General features: G+C 70.9%; 16 protein-coding genes and 5 pseudogenes. 18 read left to right on the forward strand and 3 right to left on the reverse strand.

Translation table 11 applies throughout. The annotated features are described in order from the left end of the window. Positions 1-59 precede the first annotated feature (59 nt). The gene (locus tag B1205_RS02580; RefSeq protein WP_089154123.1) at positions 60-509 is read right to left on the reverse strand and encodes a YbaB/EbfC family nucleoid-associated protein; all 450 of its coding nucleotides are present in this window, start codon (positions 507-509) and stop codon (positions 60-62) included. 267 nt (positions 510-776) lie between these two features. Between B1205_RS02580 and B1205_RS30770 the strand changes: the two are divergent. Beyond that, positions 777-1,360, forward strand: a pseudogene (locus B1205_RS30770) (LLM class flavin-dependent oxidoreductase); the annotation flags it as partial. Between the two features lie 48 nt (positions 1,361-1,408). Then, positions 1,409-2,263, forward strand: coding sequence for a hemerythrin domain-containing protein (locus B1205_RS30775; protein WP_254909699.1), 855 nt, complete (start codon positions 1,409-1,411; stop codon positions 2,261-2,263). A gap of 52 nt (positions 2,264-2,315) precedes the next feature. On the opposite strand, the pseudogene htpG reads toward B1205_RS30775, so the two are convergent. Next, positions 2,316-4,084 (reverse strand): annotated as a pseudogene (gene htpG / locus B1205_RS02590) (molecular chaperone HtpG); the annotation flags it as partial. Positions 4,085-4,273: 189 nt separating this feature from the next. On the opposite strand from htpG, the gene B1205_RS02595 reads away from it, so the two are divergent. The 14 genes and pseudogenes from B1205_RS02595 to B1205_RS02655 all read left to right on the forward strand — a co-directional run bounded on the left by B1205_RS02595 (position 4,274) and on the right by B1205_RS02655 (position 21,365). Next, positions 4,274-4,993, forward strand: coding sequence for a FadR/GntR family transcriptional regulator (locus B1205_RS02595; protein ID WP_089154124.1), 720 nt, complete (start codon positions 4,274-4,276; stop codon positions 4,991-4,993). Continuing rightward, entirely contained in the window at positions 4,990-5,817 is an 828-nt protein-coding gene (locus B1205_RS02600) for a sterol desaturase family protein (protein WP_089154125.1), read from the forward strand. Before B1205_RS02595 ends, B1205_RS02600 begins: the two co-directional genes overlap by 4 nt. Continuing rightward, complete coding sequence (locus B1205_RS02605) at positions 5,814-6,389, forward strand: lysoplasmalogenase (RefSeq protein ID WP_089154126.1); 576 nt, start codon at positions 5,814-5,816, stop codon at positions 6,387-6,389. Before B1205_RS02600 ends, B1205_RS02605 begins: the two co-directional genes overlap by 4 nt. Positions 6,390-6,445: 56 nt before the next feature. Continuing rightward, positions 6,446-6,937, forward strand: a complete 492-nt coding sequence (gene smpB, locus B1205_RS02610) for an SsrA-binding protein SmpB (protein ID WP_089154127.1) — start codon at positions 6,446-6,448, stop codon at positions 6,935-6,937. A gap of 140 nt (positions 6,938-7,077) precedes the next feature. Continuing rightward, positions 7,078-7,386: a hypothetical protein gene (locus B1205_RS02615; protein WP_089154128.1), complete on the forward strand. Its 309-nt coding sequence runs from the start codon at positions 7,078-7,080 to the stop codon at positions 7,384-7,386. A gap of 24 nt (positions 7,387-7,410) precedes the next feature. Continuing rightward, positions 7,411-11,385: a tetratricopeptide repeat protein gene (locus B1205_RS02620; RefSeq protein ID WP_140157959.1), complete on the forward strand. Its 3,975-nt coding sequence runs from the start codon at positions 7,411-7,413 to the stop codon at positions 11,383-11,385. Between the two features lie 129 nt (positions 11,386-11,514). Beyond that, a pseudogene (locus B1205_RS02625) lies at positions 11,515-11,938 on the forward strand (VOC family protein). A gap of 48 nt (positions 11,939-11,986) precedes the next feature. Further along, on the forward strand, positions 11,987-12,562 hold the full coding sequence (locus tag B1205_RS02630; protein ID WP_089154130.1) for a helix-turn-helix domain-containing protein: 576 nt from the start codon (positions 11,987-11,989) through the stop codon (positions 12,560-12,562). Next, positions 12,559-13,866, forward strand: a complete 1,308-nt coding sequence (locus B1205_RS02635; protein ID WP_089154131.1) for an MFS transporter — start codon at positions 12,559-12,561, stop codon at positions 13,864-13,866. The genes B1205_RS02630 and B1205_RS02635 overlap by 4 nt, the downstream gene beginning before the upstream one ends. 321 nt (positions 13,867-14,187) lie before the next feature. Next, the gene (locus B1205_RS02640) at positions 14,188-16,047 is read left to right on the forward strand and encodes a VMAP-C domain-containing protein (protein ID WP_441338438.1); all 1,860 of its coding nucleotides are present in this window, start codon (positions 14,188-14,190) and stop codon (positions 16,045-16,047) included. After that, positions 16,044-16,997 carry an AAA family ATPase gene (locus B1205_RS02645; RefSeq protein ID WP_089154133.1) on the forward strand — a complete coding sequence of 318 codons (954 nt, stop codon included), beginning with the start codon at positions 16,044-16,046 and terminating at the stop codon, positions 16,995-16,997. Before B1205_RS02640 ends, B1205_RS02645 begins: the two co-directional genes overlap by 4 nt. A gap of 44 nt (positions 16,998-17,041) precedes the next feature. Continuing rightward, positions 17,042-19,105, forward strand: a pseudogene (locus B1205_RS32690) (SAV_2336 N-terminal domain-related protein); the annotation flags it as partial. A 636-nt stretch (positions 19,106-19,741) separates the two neighbouring features. Then, positions 19,742-20,008: pseudogene (locus B1205_RS30785) on the forward strand (DivIVA domain-containing protein); the annotation flags it as partial. Between the two features lie 121 nt (positions 20,009-20,129). Next, positions 20,130-21,365 (forward strand): glycoside hydrolase family 16 protein, encoded by a 1,236-nt coding sequence (locus B1205_RS02655; RefSeq protein ID WP_089154135.1) that lies wholly within the window; start codon positions 20,130-20,132, stop codon positions 21,363-21,365. 28 nt (positions 21,366-21,393) lie between these two features. On the opposite strand, the gene B1205_RS02660 is transcribed toward B1205_RS02655, so the two are convergent. Then, positions 21,394-21,645 (reverse strand): hypothetical protein, encoded by a 252-nt coding sequence (locus B1205_RS02660; protein WP_089154136.1) that lies wholly within the window; start codon positions 21,643-21,645, stop codon positions 21,394-21,396. Positions 21,646-21,956: 311 nt separating this feature from the next. On the opposite strand from B1205_RS02660, the gene B1205_RS02665 reads away from it, so the two are divergent. Both B1205_RS02665 and B1205_RS02670 read left to right on the forward strand, forming a co-directional pair. Further along, entirely contained in the window at positions 21,957-22,724 is a 768-nt protein-coding gene (locus tag B1205_RS02665) for a Scr1 family TA system antitoxin-like transcriptional regulator (RefSeq protein WP_089154379.1), read from the forward strand. Beyond that, entirely contained in the window at positions 22,715-22,906 is a 192-nt protein-coding gene (locus B1205_RS02670; protein ID WP_089154137.1) for a DUF397 domain-containing protein, read from the forward strand. The genes B1205_RS02665 and B1205_RS02670 overlap by 10 nt, the downstream gene beginning before the upstream one ends. The last annotated feature ends 23 nt before the right edge of the window (positions 22,907-22,929 follow it).

Below are 22,929 nucleotides of genomic sequence, written 5' to 3' on the forward strand. Positions count from 1 at the left end.
CCCGGCCGGCTTCCCGGTGCGGGGCGGCAGGCGCCGGCACCGCGACCGGCCAGCGCGGATCAGGCCGGGCGGACGGCGCGGGAGACGTCGTCCCGGTCGCGGCGCATCCGCGCCGCCACCTCGTGCATCGCCCGGCTGAACATCTCCGCCTGGTCGGGCAGGCCGCCGAGGCGGGCGGCCAGGGCATCGGTGTCGGCCCGGGCCGACGCGCTGACCCGCGCGTCCAACTCGGCCAGCGCGGCGTTGGCGGCGGCGACGACGTGCCGGCAGAGGACGTCCAGCGGTTCGCCGGCCAGTTCCGGGTCGACGGCGACGGAGTGCAACCGGCCGCCCTGGACGGCGACCGCACGGACCCGGCCGTCGGCCGCCACGCCCTCGGCCCGGATCAGCTCGATCGGCTCGCCGTCGGCGTGCACGGCAACCCGGGACCGCATCGAGGCCAGCGCCTGCTGCGTGCGGGTCAGCAGCTCGTCGAGGCTCGCGGCGGCCGAGAACGCATCGTTGGTCATATCCGCGCTTTCTTCACGTCTTAGCCGAGCACCGTGACCATAGCAACCGGCGGCGACGGAAGCCGGTCGCACGCCTCACGGGTTGACCCACAGGGACGCGGAGCAGCGCAGACACGGTTGCCGACGGCGTGTCGCGGATTTCCCCGGCCGTCACCCGACCCACCGCTCCCGGTCGCGCACCGTGCGGCCGTTGGAAAGAGACCTGACCACCCGGGGGTGGGGCTACCGTGGGCGGGGACCGGGCAAGATCACGCAAGGAGCCGACCGATGACCGACCACGGACACGAGCTGGCCTTCGGTGGCTTCCTCACCCCCGCCGCCGGGCGGGCGGATCAGGTGGTGGCGCTGGCCACGCTCTGCGAGCAGGTCGGGCTGGACCTGGTCACCTTCCAGGACCACCCCTACCAGCCGGGCTTCCTGGACACCTGGACGCTCATGTCGTACGTCGCCGCCGCCACCGACCGGATCGGCCTGGCCGGCAACGTGCTCAACCTGCCGCTGCGCCAACCCGTGGTGCTGGCCCGCAGCGTGGCCAGCCTGGACCTGCTCACCGGCGGNGTGGCCGGCGGCTCTCCCCCGGCGCGGCGGTCGACGCGCTCGACGAGGCGATCCGGGTGATCCGCGAGGTCTGGGACACCGACCGACGCGGCATGATCCGGGTGGCCGGGGAGCACTACCGGGTGGTCGGGGCGAAACGCGGGCCGGCGCCGGCGCACCCGGTGGGCATCTGGGTGGGCGCGTACAAGCCACGCATGCTGCGGCTGGTCGGGCGTGCCGCGGACGGTTGGCTGCCGTCGCTGGCCTACCTGCCGAAGGGTCCGGACGACCTGCCGGCGCTCAACGCGCTGGTCGACGACGGCGCGCGGGCGGCCGGGCGGGACCCGGGCGCGATCCGCCGGATGCTCAACGTGACCGGCGACTTCTCCCGCGCGTCCACCGGCTTCCTCGCCGGGCCGCCCGGGCAGTGGGTGGAGGAGCTGGCCGGGCTCACCCTGGAGCACGGCATCACCACGTTCGTCCTCGGCAGCGACGAGCCGCGGGCCATCCAGATCTTCGCGCAGGAGGTGGCGCCGGCCGTCCGGGAGTTGGTCGCCGCCGAACGCACCGCGCCGGGCGGCGCCGCCGTCGCGCAACAGGCCCCCGCCGCGCTCGCGGTCACTCCCACCCCCGACCCGGGGGTACGGCTGAGCACGCGCCGGCTGTGGGACGAGACGACCCGTCCGAGCGCCCCGCCGCCACCGGCCGGGCACGTCTACCCGCCGCGCGGGCAGGCCGCCGGGCAGCACCTGGTGGACGTGCACGACCACCTCCGACAGGAGCTGGCCCAGGTGCGTGACCTGCTGGACCAGGTCACCCGTGGGGCGGTCTCACCGGGCGGGGCGCGGGCCGCGCTCAACGAGATGACCATGCGGCAGAACAACTGGACGCTGGGCGCCTACTGCGCCGCGTACTGCACCGTGGTGACGCAGCACCACGGGCTGGAGGACGCCTCGATCTTCCCGCACCTGCGCCGCGCGGACGCCGGGCTGGCACCGGTGCTGGACCGCCTGACGGAGGAGCACGTGGTGATCCACGGTGTGGTGGAGAGCGTCGACCGGGCGCTGGTGGAGCTGATCGGCCGGCCGGGCGACTTCACGGCGTTGCGGGAGGCGGTGGACCTGCTCACCGACACGCTGCTGTCGCACCTGTCGTACGAGGAGCACCAGATCGTCGAGCCGCTCGCCCGGCACGGTTTCTTCCCCGGCCAGCTCTGAGTGAGGCGGGGGCCCTTCCTATCGCGTAGGCGACAGGAAGGGCCCCCNGGTTGCGGGCGAGGCGGTCGGCGAGGATGCGGGTGAAGCGGGCCGGGTCGGTCAGGTCGCCGCCCTCGGCCAGCAGCGCCATCCCGTACAGCAGCTCGGCGGTGTCGGTCAGCGCGTCGGTGTCGCCGCCCTCGCCGTGCGCCTTGCGCAGCCCGGTGACCAGCGGGTGGGTCGGGTTCAGCTCCAGGATCCGCTTGACCCGGGGCACCTCCTGGCCCATCGCCCGGTACATCTTCTCCAGCGTCGGCGTCATGTCCTGCGCGTCGCCCACCACGCACGCCGGCGACGTGGTCAGCCGGGAGGACAGCCGCACCTCCTTGACGCTGTCGGCCAGCGCGCCGCCGAGGAAGGTGAGCAGGTCGGCGTACTCCTGCCGCTCGGCCTCGGCCTTCTCCTTCTCCTCCTCGGTCTCCAGGTCGACCTGGCCCTTCGCGACCGAGCGCAGCGTCTTGGAGTCGTACGCGCCGACCCGCTCGACCCACACCTCGTCCACCGGGTCGGTGAGGATCAGCACCTCGTAGCCCTTGGCCCGGAACGCCTCCAGGTGCGGGGAGTTCTCGATGGTGGCCCGGTTCTCGCCGGTGGCGTAGTAGATCTCGGTCTGGCCGTCCTTCATCCGCTCGACGTAGCCGCGCAGCGACGTCGGCTCGGCCGGGTCGTGGGTGCTGGCGGCGCGGATCAGGTCGAGCAGCGCCTCGGTGTTGTCCGGGTCCTCCAGCAGACCCTCCTTGACCACCGGCCCGAACTCGGTCCAGAAGGTGCGGTACGACTCGGCCGACATGTCCTTGAGCGTGCCGAGCACCTTCTTGACCAGCCGGCGGCGCACCGCGCGGATCTGCCGGTCCTGCTGGAGGATCTCCCGGGAGATGTTCAGCGACAGGTCGTGCGCGTCCACCACGCCCTTGACGAAGCGCAGGTAGTTGGGGATCAGCGCCTCGCAGTCGTCCATGATGAACACGCGCTTGACGTAGAGCTGCACGCCACGGCGGCCCTGCGGGGAGAACAGGTCGAGCGGGGCGTGCGAGGGCAGGAAGAGCAGCGCCTCGTACTCGAAGGTGCCCTCGCCGCGCATGTGGATCGTCTCCAGCGGGTCGGCCCAGTCGTGCGCGACGTGCCGGTAGAACTCCTTGTACTCCGCCTCGTCGACCTCGTCCCGCGAGCGCGCCCAGAGCGCCTTCATCGAGTTGAGCGTCTGCTCCTCACGGGTGGTGGCGCCGTCCTCGCCGGGCTTCTCCACGGTCATCCGGATCGGCCAGGCGATGAAGTCGGAGTAGCGCTTGACGATCTCCCGGATCGTCCACTCCGCGGTGTAGTCGTGCAGGTTGTCCTCGGCGTCGACCGGCTTGAGGTGCAGCGTGACGGAGGTGCCCTGCGGCNGCCGCCGGCCTGGCCGGCGCGGCGGGTCAGCAACGTCACCCGGTCGGCGACCATGAAGGTGGCGTAGAAGCCGACGCCGAACTGGCCGATCAGCTCCTGGGACGCGGCGGCGTCCTTCGACTCGCGCAGCGTGCGCAGCAGCTCGGCGGTGCCGGACTTGGCGATGGTGCCGATCAGCCCCACCACCTCGTCCCGGGACATGCCGACGCCGTTGTCCCGCACGGTCAGCGTACGGGCGTCCTTGTCGACCTCGATCTCGATGTGCAGGTCGGACGTGTCGGCCGACAGCTCCTTGTCGACCAGCGACTCCAGCCGCAGCTTGTCCAACGCGTCGGACGCGTTCGAGATCAGTTCGCGCAGGAAGACGTCCTTGTTCGAGTAGATCGAGTGCACCATCAGCTGCAACAGCTGACGCGCCTCGGCCTGGAACTCCAACGTCTCGACCCGGTCGCTCACACCGTCTCCCTTCCCTGTGGGCCTACGGCGGAAAGGATACGAGGCGTGACCGCCACGGCACCCACCGGCCGCCGCGCATGCTGGTCCAACCAGTTGACGGGTTGATGTGTTCGGGACCACACTGCTGCCATGGCCTTCACCCCGGCGCCCCGCGCCTCGGTCTCCGACCACGTCTTCGGCCAGCTCCGCGACGCGATCGTGTCCGGCCACCACCAGCCGGACGAGACGCTGCCGGGCGAGCGCGAGCTGGCCGCCGCGTTCGCGGTGAACCGCCACGCGGTACGGGAGGCGTTGCGCCGGTTGCAGCAGCTCGGCCTGGTCCGGGTCAGTCAGGGCGGCGCGACGCGGGTGCTCGACTGGCGGGTGCACGCCGGGCTCGACCTGGCGCTGTCCCTGGCCCGCTCCGGTGACGTACTCCCGGTCTCCACGCTGGTCCGCGACATGCTGGAGATGCGGGCCTGCGTCGGGATCGACGCGGCCCGGCTCTGCGCCGAGCGCGCCGACGCGGCGGTCGTCGCGGCGTTGGTCCGGACCGCCGAGGAGTACGGCGGGCTGGCGCCGGACCTGGACCGGATGGCCGAGGCGAACATCCGCATCTGGCGGCTGGTCGTCACCGGCAGCGGCAACACCGCCTACCAGTTGGCCTTCAACAGCCTGGTGGCCGGCACGTTCGCGGTCGGCGACGTCCCCCCGGACGCCCGCGCCGCCGAGTTGCTCGACGTGGCCGGCCACCGTCGGTTGGCCGAGGCGATCGCGGCCGGACAGGGCGCGGCGGCCACCCGGGAGGCCCGGGCGTTGCTGACCGCGCCGGTCGCCACCCCCACCACCGGAAGGGAAGCGCGCGCATGATCCCCGCCGTGCTGTACGCCGTACCGGCGTTCCTGCTCCTGATCGTCGTCGAGGCGGTCTCCTACCGTTTCCTGCCCGACGACGACGAACGCGGCTACGAGCTGCGTGACACCACCACCAGCCTGTCGATGGGGTTGGGCAGCCAGCTCATCGGCGTACCGTGGAAGCTGCTCACCGTCGGGCTCTACGCGGCGCTGTGGACGGTCGCGCCGGTGCACCTCTCCCCCGGCGACTGGTGGACCTGGGCGATCGTCTTCTTCGCCGACGACCTGGCCTACTACTGGTTCCACCGGTCACACCACGAGGTGCGCGTGCTCTGGGCGAGTCACGTGGTGCACCACTCCAGCGTCCACTACAACCTCTCCACCGCGCTGCGGCAGAGCTGGACGCCGATGACCTCGCTGCCGTTCTGGCTGCCGCTGGCGCTGCTCGGCATCCCACCCTGGATGATCTTCCTACAGCAGTCGGTCAGCCTGCTCTACCAGTTCTTCCTGCACACCGAGCGGTTGGGCCGGCTGCCCCGGCCGATCGAGCGGGTCTTCAACACCCCGTCGCACCACCGGGTGCACCACGGCTCGAACACCGAATACCTGGACCGCAACTACGGCGGCGTCCTCATCGTCTGGGACCGGCTGTTCGGCAGCTTCGAGCCGGAGCGGGCCGCGGTGCGCTACGGGCTGACCACGAACATCCGGACCTTCAACCCGCTGCGGGTGGCCACCCACGAATTCGCCGCGATCTGGTCCGACGTACGCCGGGCCACCTGCTGGCGGCACCGGCTGGGTTACCTGCTCGGTCGCCCCGGCTGGCAGCCGGCCCGATGAGGCGCGCCTGGCTCGGCCTGTTCGGGCTCGTCGCCGCCGTCGAGCTGGTCGCGGTCGCGCTCGACTCGACGGTGCTCCAGTGGCTGGCCAAGCCGCTCCTGGCGCCGGTGCTGCTGGCGTACCTGCTGCGGGAGCGACGCCGCGTGGACGCGGTGGCGGCCGGTCTGGTCGCGGCCACCGCCGGGGACGTGGCCCTGCTCGTGCCGGGACGGGCAGCGTTCCTGGCCGGGATGGGATGTTTCCTGGTCGCGCAGCTCGCGTTCCTCGCCGGCTTCCGGCGTCACGGTCGACCGCCGACGGTGGCGTGGGCCGGCTACCTGATCGCCTGGGCGGTCGGGAACGCGCTGCTGTGGGGGGCGCTGGGGCCGCTGCGGCTGCCCGTGCTCGGCTACAGCCTGGCGCTGTGCCTGATGGCCGCCGCCACGACCGGGGTGTCGGCTCGGACCGGGGCCGGCGGCGCGTTCTTCCTCGCCTCCGACCTGCTCATCGGCGTCGGCGCGGCCGGCACCGAGCTGCCCCAGGCCGACCTGCTGGTGATGATCACCTACTGCGCAGCCCTGCTNTTGGGCTGATGCACGGAAGCGTGGTCACTCCCGGTGGGGCGGTGAGGGGTGGGTAGGGTGCGGGGGTGGGTCGGGAGAACGGGCGCAAGCTGATCGCCTCGAACAAGAAGGCGCGGCACGACTACGACGTCCTCAAGACGTACGAGGCGGGCATCGTGCTGGCCGGCACCGAGGTGAAGTCGCTGCGCGAGGGGCGGGTGTCGCTGGTCGACGCGTTCGCCCAGGAGCGGGACGGCGAGATCCTGCTGTACGGCCTGCACATCGCCGAGTACGGCTTCGGCACCTGGACCAACCACGCGCCCCGGCGCACCCGCAAGCTGCTGCTGCACCGGGTGGAGATCGCCCGGATCCTGGAGAAGCTGCGCGACGGTGGGATCACGCTGGTGCCGCTGTCGATGTATTTCGCCGACGGCTGGGCCAAGGTCGAGCTGGGCCTGGCCCGGGGCCGCCGGTCGTACGACAAGCGCCAGGCGCTCGCGGAGCGGGACGCCAAGCGGGAGATCGCCCGGGAGATGGGCCGCCGGCTCAAGGGCCGGGCGGCGGCGCGCCGGGTTTGATCTTTTGCGAGCGTTGCGGACATCTGCTGACTGCTTGACGTGGCAGATGTGGTCATGACCATGCCGATGCGCAAGAACCGCCCCTGGCAGGCCGACTCGGCCTCAGCGCTCCCGTCCGCGCGGTTTGCAATAATCCACGGATGGGGCGTGGTACGAAGGCGATCATCATTGTTACCTGTTTGGCCCTGAGCGCCGGCCTGGGGGCCTGGGTATGGTTCTTGACCCGGCATGGCCTAGACGAAGCCGACAAACTTTCGAGCGTGGCCAGCTTCGTCGCGGCGGTGATCTTCGGCATCATCGGTCTGGCATTCGGGATTGCGACGCTGCGTCAAGGAAGATCCACTGAGTCGGCTCCCGGTGCCACGTTCCATGTGATCGCCGGAAGGGACGCCTACACGGCCGAGAGCATGTCCTTCGATCAGCGACGCAACGCATCAAATGAGACGTAGCCGGTGAGGAGGGACAGACCTCACGTGCGAGCCGGCCGGGACGCCTACGTCGCCGAGCGTCAGTACTTCGGCGTGGATCCGCAGCATCCGTACTTCCTGGAGACAGCGCTGCCGTCCCCGGTGCCGGACCTACGCAGCCGTCCGCCCAGCCAACTGCTGACCGCCCAGAACCGCGTGGTCCCGTTCTCAAATCGGGACGTGGAACTCGCTGACTTCACGGCTTGGCGAGACTCGGACGTCCGCCACATGATGCGGTTGCTGCACGGCGGGGGTGGTCAGGGCAAGACCCGTCTCGCTGATCGTGTCTTCGAGGACGCGGATCAGGCCGGATGGCGAGTGCTCGCCGCGCGGCACGTCACCGATGTGCGGTATCGCTCCCGCGTCGCCGAGTCCGACATGGTGAGCGAGGGGCGGGACCGGACGCTCATCGTTGTGGACTACGCGGACCGGTGGCCGTTGGATGATCTTGCGTTGCTGGTGGCCGAGACCGAACACCACTTCGCGGGCAAGATTCGGATCCTCTTGCTGGCCCGGTCGGCGGCCTGGTGGGGACCGCTGCGCTATCGATGGCAGGGCCAGGGGTGGGTGCTCGACCACATGCTCCTCAACCCGATAGCGGAAAGCGTTGGTGTGATCTACCAGCGGGCGCTGGGCCGATTCGCCGAGATTCTCGCGGGCATCGATGACATCGACCCGTTGATCGAGGTCGACTTCGATGTCGCGCCGCGGTCCATCTTATCGATCCATATGAGCGCGCTGGCTGCGGTTCTCGCTCACCTCGACCAGAAATCGACGCCGCCCGACAAGGCCGCGCTCGTATCCTCCTTTCTGTTCGATCGGGAGCAAGCCTACTGGGAGGGGGCACGCTCAGCAGGGCGCGTCACGGTTCGGGCCAACACGATGTCTCGTGCCGTGTTCGGGGCCGTCCTCGCCGGTCCCATGCGTCACGACCAGGCCGTCCTGCTACTGGACCTACTGGGCGTCTCCTCCGGCACCGAGTCATCCGACCTGGTTCTAGACGATCATGGTCTCCTCTATCCGGCCGTGGAGTCGCCGCACGTGCTCGAACCGCTCTATCCGGACCGGCTCGCGGAAGACTTCGTCGCCCTCCGTATCCCAGGTGGCCCAGCAGACGGCGAGAGTGCCGACCCCTGGGTCCTCACTGCTCTGCGGCGGATCGTGAACGCGCAGGTGCCAGATGAGGTCCGTCGGCGTGTGCTGACCCTCCTGGTCGAGACGTCGCAGCGATGGCCGCACGTGGCGACTGCAGCTCTGCTGCCGTTGCTGGCCGACGACCCGGCGCTCGCACAGACGCTGGGTGGAGCTGGGATCCTGCGGCTGATGGGTGTGCACGGCATCGGGAACGAACTCCTTGAGGCCATCGACGGCGCACTGCCTAGGGCGCGGATGTTCGAGTTCGACGCGGCACGCGCCGACCTGGGCCTCAGACTCTATGAATCACGGACCGCCGCCGCACCGAATCGGCAGGCCCGTGCAGAGGTCGCTTCCGACCTGAGTGCTCGGTTAGGCGACGCCGGTGACCGGGAGGCTGCGCTGCGGTGGATCCGCGAGGCGGTGGCGGTCCTCCGACCGGCGGACTCAACGGGCGAACTGCGGGACCTTCCCATTGTCGCACCTCAACTGGGCGCCCTGAGCGGAAGGCTTGCCGAGCTGGACCGGTTTGAGGAGTCAGCACAGGTGGCAAAGACCGCGCTCGAACTCTACCGGATCGTGAACGACATCCTGCCGGGTTCCGCGGATGTCGGAATCGGTCATGTGCTGAACAACCTCTCGATGTCGCTGCGTTACTCAGGCGATGCCGAGGGCGCTTTCGCCGCCGTCAGCGAATGTGTCGCCATCAGACGGCGACTCGTCACCCAGGATGCGCGACACCTCTCGGACCTGGCCGGATCGCTGGATCACCTTGCGATGATCCTCAGCGACCGGAACGACTTTCAAGCGGCACTTGAGTCCTCCGCCGAAGCCGTGGCAATCTTTACGCGACTCCGGCGGGACCAACCCGATCACCATGAGTGGTCGGTGGGGGCGGCGCTCGACAACCGGGGCGGCATCCTCTGGCGTTGCGGCAAGCGGGATGAGGCCATCACGGCTGTCGAGGAGTCGGTTGCGAGCTTCAAGAGACTGTTCAACCGCAACCGGAACGCTTTCGACGTCGATCTCTACAAGGCGTTGAACAATCTCGCGCACAAGCAGTGGGAACACAACTCACCCGACGCCGCTGTCCTGACGATGCGGGAGGCCATCAGCCTTCTCCGCGAAGTGGCGTCAAGATTCCCCGTGCAATACCGGCCGGACCTGGCCGAAAGTCTCATGGACTTCGCCGGATGGCTCAAGGAGACGGGCAACCACGAAGAGTTGATCGAAGTAGCTGACGAGGCGGTCTCGGTCATATCGACCAAGGAACACCTCCCGGCAGACGCGCTCGACCGCGCCGTTGGGCAAGCCTGCATGTGGAAAAGCGATGCGCTAGCCGCCACTGGACGTATCGATGAGTCGTTCGAGGCGGCAGCCGCCGCTGTCGTCTCCTGGCGCCGGGCGGCCAGGCTCGACGGCGAGGATCTGATGGGCCTGGCGAATGCACTGCGCGGCCTGGGTGCGCGCCAGATCCACGCTGGACACTACGAGAACGCCCGCCGCTCTCTGGACGAGGCGTTGGAGATTCTACGAGGACTCGCCGGTCCGGCGGCGGAATCCGTGGAGTTGCTCGGCGTCACACTCAGTACCTTTGCCCATCTCCAGGCGGAGTCGCTGTCCGATCCGGCCGCCGGGCTCCGCGCTGCGGACGAGTCACTATCCCTGTTGGTCCCGCCGAGAGGGGACTCGATCGGACACACGGCTCCGTTCATCGTCGGCAGCCTGGAGAGCAGGGCGGCACTGCTCGACGCCTTGGGTTTGGCCGAACAGGCGACGGCGGCAAGAGCAATGCTCTCGCGGTTTGCCGAGGCAGACGTCACCGGCCCGGACGGTATCGAACCAGGGGCGGTCGTGAGGGGAGGGGCCGATCAGCATACGGATGACTCGTCAACCCGCCCACCCGCTGACGGTCGTATCGTAGCGGTGCCCGACGATCTGCTGTTCGACGATCGAGCTGCCGCCTTCGCGCACCGCGGAGTTCTGCTCATTCGGCAGGGTGAGTCGTTCGGGCGTTCGAGCCGGTGGGGAGAAGCCCTGGCTGCCACACTCGAGGCGGCCGAGATCTTCGTCAAGCTCTCCAACAAGTTCGACAACGTCGGTGACCGACGCAACCTCGCTATAACATTCAGTCATGCCGGCAAGTTCCTCCGGAATTTACGTCTGCACGACGAAGCGATCCGGTGCGGTTCCAGATCCGTGGTTCTGTGGCGATCACTTGCCGAGAAGAGTCCTGCGGAGGCCGAGGACCTTGCCATCGCGCTCGTGAACCTGGCGGACGCGCTCTGTTCGGCGGGTCGACCTGCCGAGGCGATTGTCCACAGCGTCGAAGCCGTCGAGATTCTCCGCGCCGGAGGTGAGCGGGAAGGGGAAGACGTCTCCCCTCATCTTTGTGAAGCGTTATCCGGCCTCGCCCACCATCAAATGGAGATCGGCGATCTCGGCGCAGCATGGTCCGCGCTGAACGAGACAGCGAACCTCAAGGATGTGAAACTCGGCGAAGCGGCCGAGGTGGAAGGCGCCGACTTGCTCGCGACTTCCGGTTACCTCAACGGCTTGGCAGCCGAACTGCATCTGCGCACTGGTGACCTAGACGAGGCCCGGGACTGTGCGATTTTATCCATGAGCGCCTACGGGCAGTACGTCAGCGATGATCAGACGGGATTCTTCCACCTTCGAGGCGCTCTGGAACGGCTCCTCAGAGTTCTTGCCGCTGCCGGTGACGACGAAGAGGCGGCAGCCATTCGACACGACCTGGCTCACGTTCTCATCGAGCCTGCAACTGCTAGCTACGAGAGCCACATCAAGCAGTTCGAAGAATTCCGGTACGTGATTGAGGAGCGGTGATCCAACGACGACATCAGCGCGAGGAACGCTGACCAGCGCCGGGGCTGACTACGGTTGCGGACAGCCGCTGACCGCTTGATGGGTCAGGGTGCGGCAGAAGCTTGCCGACTTGACAGAAGGAGAGCCCAGATGGCCCGTGACGTGCAATTCACCTTCGACTGTGCCGACCCGGCCACGCTGGCGGCGTTCTGGGCCGAGGCGCTCGGCTACCGGGTCCAGAGGCCGCCCGAGGGCTTCGACTCGTGGGAGGCGGCGCTGACCGCCATGGGCGTGCCGCCGGAGCGGCACCACGACGCCTCGGCCGTGGTCGACCCGGACGGCTCCGGGCCCCGGCTGTTCTTCCAGCGGGTGCCGGAGCCCAAGCGGGTCAAGAACCGGGTGCACCTCGACGTCCGGGCCGCGCCCGGGCTCACCGGCGAGGCCCGGATGGCGGCGCTGGAGACGGCGGCCGACCGGCTCGTCTCCCACGGCGCCACCCGGGTCGCCCNCCCCGTTGGGCGCCGGCCACCTCGTGCTGGCGGACCCGGAGGGCAACGAGTTCTGCCTCGACTGAAACACAAGACTTCTTGTACGCCGAGTCTTGTCGGTCTAACCTGTCGCCATGGCGGACGAGTCGAACCATGCCCACCTGAGCGATCCACGGGCCATGCGGGCGCTGGCCCACCCCACCCGGCTGCGGCTGCTCGGCGAGCTGCGCCTGCGCGGCCCGCAGACCGTGGGGATGCTCAGCGAGCGCGTCGGCGAGGCGGTCGGCTCGGTGAGCTGGCACATCGGCAAGTTGGCCGAGCACGGCTTCGTGACCGAGGCCCCCGACCTGGCCCGCAACCGTCGTGAGCGGTGGTGGCGGGCCGCGCACGCCACCACCGACTGGGATCCGGTCGAGCTGCTCGACGACCCGGAGCGGCGACTCGCCGGCAGCCTGCTACGGCGGGCCGCGATGGAGCGCTACGTGGCCCGCTACCAGGCCTACCTGGAGACGGAGGTGAGCCTCGACCTCGCCTGGGTACGCGGCACCACCAGCAGCGACACCGTGGTGCACCTGACCCCCGACGAGCTGGGCGAGCTGCGCGACGAGCTGTCCGAGCTGGGCCGGCGCTGGCAGGCCCGGGGCACGCCGGGGCGACCCGGCGCGGAGATGGTCACGCTGATCTGGCAGGCCTACCGGGGGCCGCAGTGAGCCGGGACCGCCGACCGCTGGCCGGGCTGCTGATCGGGCACACCGTCTCGCTGACCGGCAACGTGCTGACGTTGATCGCGTTGCCGCTCTACGTGCTGGCCGAGACCCGTTCGCCGGCGGCCACCGGGCTGGCCGGCGCGTTCGCCACCGCGCCGGTGGTGCTCGGCGGCGCGTTCGGCGGCGTGCTGGTCGACCGGATCGGCTACCGGCGGGCCAGCGTGCTGGCCGACGTGGTCTCCGGCGTGACGGTCGCCGCCGTACCGGTGTTGCACGCCACCGTCGGCCTGCCGTTCCCGGCGCTGCTGGCGCTGGTCTTCGTCAGCGGGCTGCTGGACACGCCGGGGCAGACCGCCCGCACCGCGCTGCTGCCGGAGGCGGCGGCCGCCGCCGGGGTGCCGATCGAACGGGCGATCGGCTGGTTGGAGGCCACCTCGCGCGGCGCCCGCATGATCGGCGCACCGGTGGCCGGGCTGCTGGTCGGCGTGCTGGGTCCGCTGCCGGTGCTGGCCGTGGACGCGGCGACGTTCGCGGTCTCCGCGCTGGTCGTGACGGTCCTGGTGCCGCGCGGCCTGCGCCCGTCGACCGAGGAGGCCGGGGCGGAGGCCGGCGGCTACTGGCGGCAGTTCGCCGCCGGGTTGCGTTTCCTGGTCCGCGAGCCGCTGCTGCGCGCACTGGTCCTGCTGGTGCTGGTGACCAACCTCTTCGACGCGGCGAAGAGCAACGTGCTGCTGCCGGTCGTCGCCGACCGTGACCTGGGCGGGCCGGCCGCGTTCGGCCTGCTGGTGGGCACCATGGGCGGCGGCGCGCTGGTCGGCTCGCTGGTGTTCAGCGCCGTGGGGCACCGGCTGCCCCGGCGAGCCACGTTCGTCATCGCCTTCGCGGTGTGCGGGCCGCCGCCGCTGTGGGCGCTCGCCGCCGCGCCGCCGCTGCCGGTGATGGTGGCGGTCGTGGCGGTGGCGGGGCTGGCCGCCGGTGCGATCAACCCGCTGATCGGCGCGGTGGAGCTGGAGCGGGTGCCGGCGGCCATGCGGGCCCGGGTGTACGGGGTGATCGGCGCCGGCGCCTGGGCCGCCATGCCGGTCGGCGCACTCGGCGCCGGGCTGGCCACCGACCGGTTCGGCACCACGCCGACGCTGCTGACCATCGGCGCCTGTTACCTGCTGGTGGTGCTCACGCCGCTGCTGGGCGGGCCGTGGCGCGCGATGCGCCGCCCGCCGGTGGCACCACCACGGCCGACCCTGCCCGCGGACATCGGGGCGGACCACCCTGGCCGACGGGAACAGTCAGAAGTCAGACAAACGTGAAAGCCTCGCATCGTCGCCGGCCGCAATATCCTTCACCCTTCTATCCGTCAGTTGGAGGGGCGACGCGTGCGGGAAATTGTCCAGGTCGAGCTACCCGACGGTCAGATCGCGTGGGCGACGATCGAGAGCAACGGGGTCAGCGACGTCGGCTTCGGTAACCGGCTCCTGCCGTTGACCGGGCTGTCGGAAACCCTCACCGCGGTGGCCACCAACGTCCGCAACGGGGTGCGGGCCGCACGGCCCGACACCATGTCGGTGGAACTCGGCCTCGATCTGGAGATCGGCGCCCAGGGCCTGGTGGNGCCCCCGCGACGGTTCCGGATGCCGCTGCCGAGTGACCCCGCGCAGGTGTCGGACGCGGTGGCGGCCTGGGCCGAGGGCCATCTCACCGAATGCCTCGTACGGGTCGACGGGCGGCTGCCGGGCAGCGGCTTCTTCGTCGCTCCCGGCACGGTCCTCACCTGCGCCCACGTCGCGGGCCCGACCGCGGGTCGGGTCACCGTGTGGTGGCAGGGCCTCCCTCACCCCGGCACGGTGCGGGAGGCCTCGGCGGCGCCGGCCAACGACGCGACGCTGTGGCCGTGGCCGGACCTCGCCGTCATCCGGCTCGACGGCCTGACGGAGCACCCGTGCGTCTGGCTCACCAACCGGATGCCCGGTCTGGGCCGTCCCTGCTTCGGGGCGGGCTACTCAAGCACCTTCGCGCCGTCGCTGAAACCCGCCGTCGGGCTGCTGCGGGTCACCGGCAGATACGATTTCCCGCCCGGTGAGCTGCTGAAGATCTCGCACGAGGACGTCACCCAGGGCATGTCGGGCGGGCCCGTCCTCGACCCGGAGAGCGGGGGCGTCTGGGGAGTCGTCAAGGCCAAGCGGGAGCACGGCGGTGGCTTCGTCGTCCCCCTGGCAGGCCTGCGGGACCTGGCCCCGGCCACGCACCGCGACCTGTGGCGGGCACACGACCTGCACCACCACCGACAGCCCGACCACGACCGCCGACCGACGTTCGACGCCGACCGCTCGGCCAGGTACGTCACGCCGGTCGAGGAGCGGGAGCTACGCGGCATCCTGGCCACGCTGCCCGAGATCCGGGCCGAGGAGCACCGGGCCGACTACGAACGGTCGGCCGGGCCGCTGGTCAAGCTCTCGTCCGTGTCGCGCCACGACTACGGCGACGTGGCGGCGGACCTGATGAACCTCGTGGCACCGCCCGCCGGCGAACCACCGCAGGTGTTGACCTACGCCGCCGACCTGGCCGGACGGCACACCGACCGGCCCGAGTTGCGCGACTGGGTGTTGTACCGGACGGGACGCCTCGGGGTCGTCGCGCCGATCGTGGACCGGCTGACCGGGACGTCGGCCGCGGACCCGGTCTCGGTCATGGTGCGGCTGCGCCCGGCGGGCAACAACCACCGGCGCTACCACGTGACCATGTGGCGCTACGTGGACGCCGACCACGTCGTACCGGTCGTCGACGATCTCGAGGCGGTGCCGTGGCCGGACGCCGAGAAACGGGTGCAGGACACGCTCGTCGAGCAGATCCGGCACCTGACGGCGCACGAGCGGGACATCATGATCGAGTTCATCCTGCCGCAGGAACTCCTCAACGAGCCGGTCCACTCCTGGGCCCTGTGGCGCTCGCGCAGGTGGGAGACGCTGGGCAGCAAGTACGCCGTCGTGGTCCGCGACCTCGAACGACTGGAGGACGCCGAGAGCCTGGCCTTCCTCAAGCGGCGGTGGAACACCACGGCCCGGCAGTTCCTCCGCTCCGGCCTGGCCTCCATCTCCTGCGGTGACCGGCGCAGCCACGCGGCGATGTGGGCCTGGTTCGGCGCCCAGCCGCAACTGTCCACCGTCGCGCTTCCCGGCCCACCGGACGCCGCGCCGTCGCGGGTCGCGTTGGAGGTGGCGCTGCCGGAGGGCGTACCGGCGTTGACCTGGTGCGGCACCCGCTGCCAGGAGTGTGCCGGCGACGCCTGCCCGGTGCGGCTGTTCCAGGACGGGCTCCAGGACTGGCTGGCGGACACCCGTCACGACGCGCTTCCGCAGCGGTTCCTCGAACTGCGGCGGGCCGCGGCGGCGGACGGACACTGGGGACGGGATCTGGTGCTGCTCTGGGACGATCCGAGGCGGCGTCCGCCCCGGCAACAGATGCTGCCGCCCGGCGAAGCGGAGGTCGCGTGAACTCGTGGTGGGTCTTCCAGGGAAGCGGCGAGCCGCACGACGGCATCGACCGGCTGCCGGAACCACCCCCGTGGCGGACGTTCGACGGCACGCAGAACCGGACCCAGCGCGCCGAGCAGGCCCGGACGTACCAGGCCGACGAGGAGACCCTCAACCTCGTCAACACCGCGATCTACCTGCGGCGTCCGCTGCTGGTGACCGGGCAGCCGGGGGTGGGCAAGTCGACCCTCGCGTACGCGATCGCACACGAACTGGGGCTGGGTCCGGTCCTGCGCTGGCCGATCACCAGTCGCACGACGGTCCGCGACGGCCTCTACCACTACGACGCGATCGGCCGCATCGAGGAGCACAACCTGCGCGGCACCGCGCAGGAGCCGCCGGACGTCGGGCGGTTCTTGCGCCTCGGCCCGCTCGGCACCGCCCTGACGCCGAGCGAGCGGGAACGGGTGCTGCTCGTCGACGAGATCGACAAGAGCGACATCGACCTGCCCAACGACCTGCTGAACGCGTTCGAGGAGGGCGAGTACGAGATACCGGAGCTGTCCCGGCTCGCCGAGGCCGTCCCGCAGGTGACGATCGGCACCTCGGACGGCCGTCGGGTCACGGTGCGCAACGGCTTCGTCCGCTGCACGACGTTCCCCATCGTGGTCCTGACGAGCAACGGCGAGCGGGACTTCCCACCGGCGTTCCTGCGGCGCTGCGTCCGGATGGAGCTACGACCGCCGGACGAGGACCGGTTGGACGACATCGTCCGGGCTCATCTCGGCGCCGACCTGGACGACCGTGCCCGGCGCCTGGTCCGTGCCTTCCTCGACCGCCGGGAACAGGGTGAACTCGCCACGGACCAGCTCCTCAACGCGGTGTACCTCACCCGGCACGTCCCCGGCGACCAACTGGATCCGGAGCGGCTGGCGAACCTCGTCCTGCAGTACCTGGCCGAACTCTCCTAGTCGTGTCCGTCGCACAGGTGTCGCGGGTCTTCGCCCGGGCCGGCGTGGACCTGGACGCCCGGGGGCTCGCGGAGGCCCTGTGGCTGGCGCAGCACCTGCCGTCCCGGCCGGCGGCCGGGCCACCCGCCGACCGAGGGGAGCGGGCCGCGCCCGTCGACGAGGGCACCGACCCGCCGGAGCGGACCGGGTCGGGCGAGCCGGCGACGGCGGACCGACGGCTCGACCCGGGCGCACCGGAGCCGGCCGAGGAGACGCCCGAGCCACCGGCGGAGGAGCTGCTGCCGCTGCACCTGCGTCCTCCGCGGTCGCACCGCGCCGAGGCGAACCCGGCGGCGCCGCTGCTGGCGCACGCCGCACCGGCCATCCCGGACACCCTGCGCCTGATGCGGGCGCTGCGCCCGCTGAAGCGTACGGTCGACTCCCGGCATCGGCTGGTCCTCGACGAGGAGGCGACCGTACGCCGGATCGCCGAGCGCGGGATCTGGCTGCCGGTGTTGCGGCCGGCCCGGGAACCCTGGCTGGACCTGGTGCTCGTCGCGGACCTGGGTGCCGGCGGGCAGCTCTGGGGGCGGCTCGCCCTGGAGTTGTCCGGCGTGTTCCGGCGACTCGGCGCGTTCCGGGACGTGCGGTTGCGTCACCTGCATGTGGACGCGGAGGGCCGGCCGTGGGTGACCACGTCCGGGCGGGGCGCAGGCAGCACCCCGCGTAGTCCGTCCGAGCTGATCGACCCGACCGGTCGCCGGTTGATCCTGCTGCTGACCGACGGCATCGGCGAGGCGTGGCGCGCCGGGCATCTCGGCGAGGTGGTCCACCGATGGGGCCGCGCCGGCCCGGTGGCCATCCTGCAACCGCTGCCCGCCCACCTCTGGGAACGGACCGCGCTACGCCCCGTACCCGGACGGTTGGACACCCCGTCGCCGGGCGCGCCCAACGACCGGCTGTCCTTCGTCAGTTACCGACGTCGCCAGCACGCCGCCGAGCTGCCCGTACCCGTGCTGGAGGTCGACGCCGGATGGCTGGGCCCCTGGGCGCGGCTGACCAGCGGCAACGCGCAGGGCGGGGTCGACGTGTCGGTCGTCTTCCCGATGGACACCGCGCCCGGCGCGCCGGCCTCGCGGCGGGAGCCCCGGGACGCCTTCGAGCGGGTCAGGTCGTTCCGGGCCGAGGCCACGCCGGAGGCGTACGAGCTGGTCACCTACCTGTCCGCGGCACCGCTGAGCCTCCCGCTGATGCGGACCGTGCAGGCGACGATGATGCCGCGCTCCTCACCGGCGCACCTGGCGGAGATCCTGTTCAGCGGTCTGGTCGCCACCGTCACCGACGAGCCGGCGACCGACGACCGGTACGAGTTCGTCGACGGCGTCCGCGATCTCCTGCTCGGCACGTTGCAGCGGCACGAGGCGGACCGGGTCGACCGGGAGGTGTCCGCGTTCATCGAGCGTCGGCTGCGGCTGCCCGGCGCCGGCCTCGCCGCCGCGGTGCCCACCGCGTCCGGTGCGCTGGATTTGCCGGCGGACAGCCGTCCGTTCGCGAAGCTCCGGGCCGAGATCCTCGCCCGGGTGGCGGGCATCGCCACACCGGCGGAGCCGAGCACCGCGGATGCCGTCCATTCCCCACCCGCTCCCGCCGAACCCGTGGTCGGCGAGGTGCTGGACGCCTACGGTCAGGTCGTCGGCCACGGGTTCATGGTGGGTCTGCGTTACCTGGCCACCTGCGCCCACGTGGTCAACAGCGCGCTGGGCAACAACGCGGTGGCCTCCGCGTGGCCGTACGGTCAGGTCTCGGTGCGCATCGGTCGCGAGAGGTCCGTTCACACCGCGGCCATCGCCGCGTGGCCTCCACATGAGTCCACCTTCGACGAACTCGACGTGGCGATCCTCCGCATCGAGGGGGACCCGCCCGGGCACGACCTGGTTCAGGTCGGATTCGGCGTGCCGAGGGCCGGCGAATCGGCACACATCCTGACCTCCTCGTCCACACGATCGGCCCGGATCACCTCGGTGGCGTCCGGCGGGCTGGCGCACCTGGAGTTGACCGAGGACACGGAGTCGCTGGCCCTGCGGCCGCCGATGACCGGTGCTCCCGTGTGGCGGCCCTCCACCGGCTATGTCGTCGGCATGGTGAACGGCCGGACCGGCCTGCGGGGGCCCCGGGGCGAGATCGCCGTCCTACCGGCCGAGGTGGTGCGGCAGGTCGTGGACGACTACCTCAGCCCGCCCACCCCGGCACCCGCCGCCGAGGCGCAACCATCGGACACCCCGAGATGGGGACGGTCCGCGCGCCACACCGCGGAGCCGGCCACCGCGCCCTCGCCGGGCGAGGTGGAGACGCAGTTCATCCCGCTGAACGACGTGGAACGGCAACTGGCGGCCACGGTCCGGTCCTCCATCGAGGAGGCGGTGCGGATCCTGCTGACGGCGGAGGTCTGGCTGCCGGACAACGAGTTTCTGCCCGTCGGGTCGGGACCAGTCACCGCCGTGCGACGCTTCCAGAAGTGGGGGGCCGGTTCCATCACGGTGGTCACCGCACCGCAGCGCCTTTCCGAGGAGCCGGCCGGTCCCTGGCCCTTCCGCGAGGTGGCATCGGTGTGGCCGTCCGGCATCACCATGGTGGTGAATCCGGGCACCCCCATCCGCATCGAGTTGACCGCCGACGAGGTCCGCGCCCTGGTCCCACCCCTGACCGACCGGCGGGAGCCCGACCCGGGCGAGGACGTCATCCCGATCGCGACAGGACAGAGGTCGATGCCACGGGGGCAACGCTTCGCGCGCCGACGCCTGCGCCGGGGTTACGACAGCAGAGAGGTCGACATGTTCGCCGATCGCGTCGAGCGGACGCTCGACCACTACCGGCACGGCGTGTTGACGTTCCCGCTCGTGACCGCCCAGGAGGTGCACGACGTGGTCTTCCGGGTGCGCTTCAACGGGTACGACGAGTGGCAGGTCGACCTCTGGCTGGACCGGGTGGAGCGGGAGATCGCCGAGGCCGAGCGGGAGCGCGGGCCCGGGGCCGGTTGACAGCGGGCGACTTCGTTCATACCTTCATCGAAGGTTTTTTATGAACTTTGTTTACCGTTCGGCGGACGCATCCCCCGGGGACGCCGGACGACCCCCACCACCGCAGGAGGCACCCGTGCGCAGTTTCCGTACCGTCGCCGCCCTGGCGACGGCGGCGATCGGCCTCACGGCCGCCCTCACCACCGTCCCGAGCACCCCAGCGGTGGCCGCCCCCGGCGCGGTCACCTGGTCCGACGACTTCAACGGCCCGGCCGGCGCCGCCCCCGACGCGAGCAAGTGGCGTTACGACATCGGCGGCAGCGGCTGGGGCAACAACGAACTCCAGTACTACACCAACAGCACTCGCAACGCCGCGCTCGACGGCAACGGCAACCTGGTCATCACCGCCCGCAAGGAGAACCCGGGCGGCTACGGCTGCTGGTACGGAAGCTGCCAGTACACCTCGGCCCGGCTGCTCACCAACGGCACGTTCGCCCAGGCGTACGGGCGGTTCGAGGCCCGCATCAAGATCCCGCGCGGCCAGGGGCTGTGGCCGGCGTTCTGGATGCTCGGCAACGACATCGGCAGCAACCCGTGGCCCAACAGCGGCGAGATCGACATCATGGAGAACGTCGGCTCCTCGCCGTCCACGGTGTGGGGCACGCTGCACGGTCCGGGCTACTCCGGCGGCAACGGCATCGGCGCGTCCACCTCGCTGCCCAACGGGCAGGCGCTCGCCGACGCGTTCCACACGTTCGCCGTGGACTGGGCGCCCGACTCGATCACCTGGTACCTCGACGGCGTCGCGTACTCCCGCAAGACGCCGGCCGACGCGGGCGGCAACCGGTGGGTCTTCGACCACCCGTTCTTCATGATCATGAACGTCGCGGTCGGCGGCAACTGGCCCGGCTCGCCGAACAGCGCCACCACGTTCCCGCAGACCATGACCATCGACTACGTCCGGGTTCAGGCCTGGGACAACGGCGGCGGGGGCACCGGCGGGCAGATCGTCGGGTACGGCAACAAGTGCATCGACGTGGCCAGCGCGAGCACCGCCAACGGCACCGCCGTGCAACTCTGGACCTGCAACGGCACCGCCGCCCAGCGCTGGACCTGGAACGCCGACGGATCGGTGCGTGCCCTCGGCAAGTGCCTCGACGTGGCGTCCGGGTCGACCGCCAACGGCGCCAAGGTGCAGCTCTACGACTGCAACGGCTCCGGGGCGCAGAAGTGGGTGTTCAGCTCGGCCGGCGACATCGTGAACCCGCAGGCCAACAAGTGCCTGGACGCCACCGGCAACAGCTCGGCCGACGGCACCCGGTTGCAGATCTGGGAGTGCGGCGGCACCGCCAACCAGAAGTGGCGGCGCTGACCGGTTCGTGAGCCGGGGTGGGCGGCCCTCACCGCCCACCCCGGCACCTCGCCCAGCCCACGAAACGCTGGTAGCGGTCCGCGTTCCCACCGTCAGGCGCGGGCAGGTCCGCCTCGGCCTCCGCCCACAGCAGCGCCAGGTGGAACAGCAGCCCGGACCGGGCCTCCCGGTAGGCGGCCAGCAGTCGCAGCTTCGCCGCCGAGCAGGGCCAGGCGATCCCGCAGGCCCGACACCGCCATGTCGGCCGCGACGGGACGTGCTCCCGGCGGCCCCGGCTCACCGCGATCTCCGTGCGGGCGCGAGCGCCTCCTCGTCCGTGAGAGACAGGAACCGCCGAACGATCTCCGGCAGCTCCGCCCGCCGCGGGCGGCCGTCGAGTGCACGGCGGTCTTCCCCGGCCCCGTCCGCGATTCGTCCGGCTCCCCCTCGGGTACGTCCGGCCGCACACCGCGTCTGGTCCTCCGCCATCGCGTGCCCTCCTCCGTCGCCGCAACACGCCGCTCACCAGAACCCTGCCGAGTGTTGCGGTGCAATCACACTGCGTTGCAGGATGACGGCGGGACGACCGGGATGTTCGAGGAGGACGCGGGGATGAATCGAGCCGTGGTGGCCGCGATGGCCGAGTCCGGACACACCGCCGAGAGTCTGGCCGAGCGGGTCGGCGTCGACCCGAAGACGGCGGCCCGATGGGCGAGCCAGGGGCGGATCCCGCAGACCCGGCACCGCGCCCAGGTCGCCGAACTGCTCGGCAAGGACGCCGAGGAGCTGTGGCCGGACGCGCTCAAGCGCCGGGAGCCGGCCTGGTTCCGTCCCTGGGCCGACCTCGAACGCGAGGCGCTGTCGCTCCGAACCTTCCAACTGGCCTGGGTCCCCGGCCTGTTGCAGACCGAAGCCTACGCCCGGGCGACGCTGGCGGGAGAGGCGTTGTCGGAGGCCGAGATCACCGGCCTGACCTCCGCCCGTATCGCCCGGCACGCCATCCTGCGTCGAGACCGCCCGCCGCTCCTGATCGCCGTCATCGACGAGTCCGTCCTCCGGCGTACCGCCGGCGATGATCGGAGGATGATGGCCGAACAACTCGGCTACCTGGCTGAGTGCGCTGAGCTGTCCGCAGTCCAGGTCTACATCGTCCCGCAGGCGGCCGGCATGTACCCCGGACTCGGCGGACCCTTCACCTTGGCGGAGCTGCCTGACGGCGGACGGGTCGCGCATGTGGACAGTCAGGCCGAGGCGCAGATCATCGAGGAAGCCGAGGCGGTTGCTACCCTGGAACGGCGCTGGGAGCGGTTGCGTGGCGAGGCGCTGTCCAGGGCACACTCCCTCGACGTCATTAGGGAAGCGGCACGTTCATGGGCCTGAGCGGTGCGCGGTGGCGCAAGAGCACGAAGAGCGGCAACAACGGTGGTGACTGCGTCGAGGTGGCCGACAACCTGAGCAACCTCGTCGGCGTACGCGACTCCAAGGATCCGGGCGGTCCCGTCCTCGTCTTCGCGGCACCCGCCTGGCGGGCGTTCGTCGCCCACCTTCCGCCCCGACGTTGAGCGGAGGCCATGGCCTGCGGCCC

Source organism: Micromonospora sp. NBS 11-29 (genome assembly GCF_002140155.1).
Taxonomy (GTDB): Bacteria; Actinomycetota; Actinomycetes; order Mycobacteriales; family Micromonosporaceae; genus Micromonospora.

What these genes read in the sequence shown, in the direction of transcription:
- B1205_RS02665 (WP_089154379.1), top strand. Translation starts at nt 21,957, where the DNA reads ATGAATCGAGCCGTGGTGGCCGCGATGGCCGAGTCCGGACACACCGCC.
- B1205_RS02670 (WP_089154137.1), top strand. Translation starts at nt 22,715, where the DNA reads ATGGGCCTGAGCGGTGCGCGGTGGCGCAAGAGCACGAAGAGCGGCAAC.
- B1205_RS30775 (WP_254909699.1), top strand. Translation starts at nt 1,409, where the DNA reads ATGCTCAACGTGACCGGCGACTTCTCCCGCGCGTCCACCGGCTTCCTC.
- B1205_RS02595 (WP_089154124.1), top strand. Translation starts at nt 4,274, where the DNA reads ATGGCCTTCACCCCGGCGCCCCGCGCCTCGGTCTCCGACCACGTCTTC.
- B1205_RS02630 (WP_089154130.1), top strand. Translation starts at nt 11,987, where the DNA reads ATGGCGGACGAGTCGAACCATGCCCACCTGAGCGATCCACGGGCCATG.
- B1205_RS02600 (WP_089154125.1), top strand. Translation starts at nt 4,990, where the DNA reads ATGATCCCCGCCGTGCTGTACGCCGTACCGGCGTTCCTGCTCCTGATC.
- B1205_RS02580 (WP_089154123.1), bottom strand. Translation starts at nt 509, where the DNA reads ATGACCAACGATGCGTTCTCGGCCGCCGCGAGCCTCGACGAGCTGCTG.
- B1205_RS02615 (WP_089154128.1), top strand. Translation starts at nt 7,078, where the DNA reads ATGGGGCGTGGTACGAAGGCGATCATCATTGTTACCTGTTTGGCCCTG.
- B1205_RS02640 (WP_441338438.1), top strand. Translation starts at nt 14,188, where the DNA reads ATGCCGCTGCCGAGTGACCCCGCGCAGGTGTCGGACGCGGTGGCGGCC.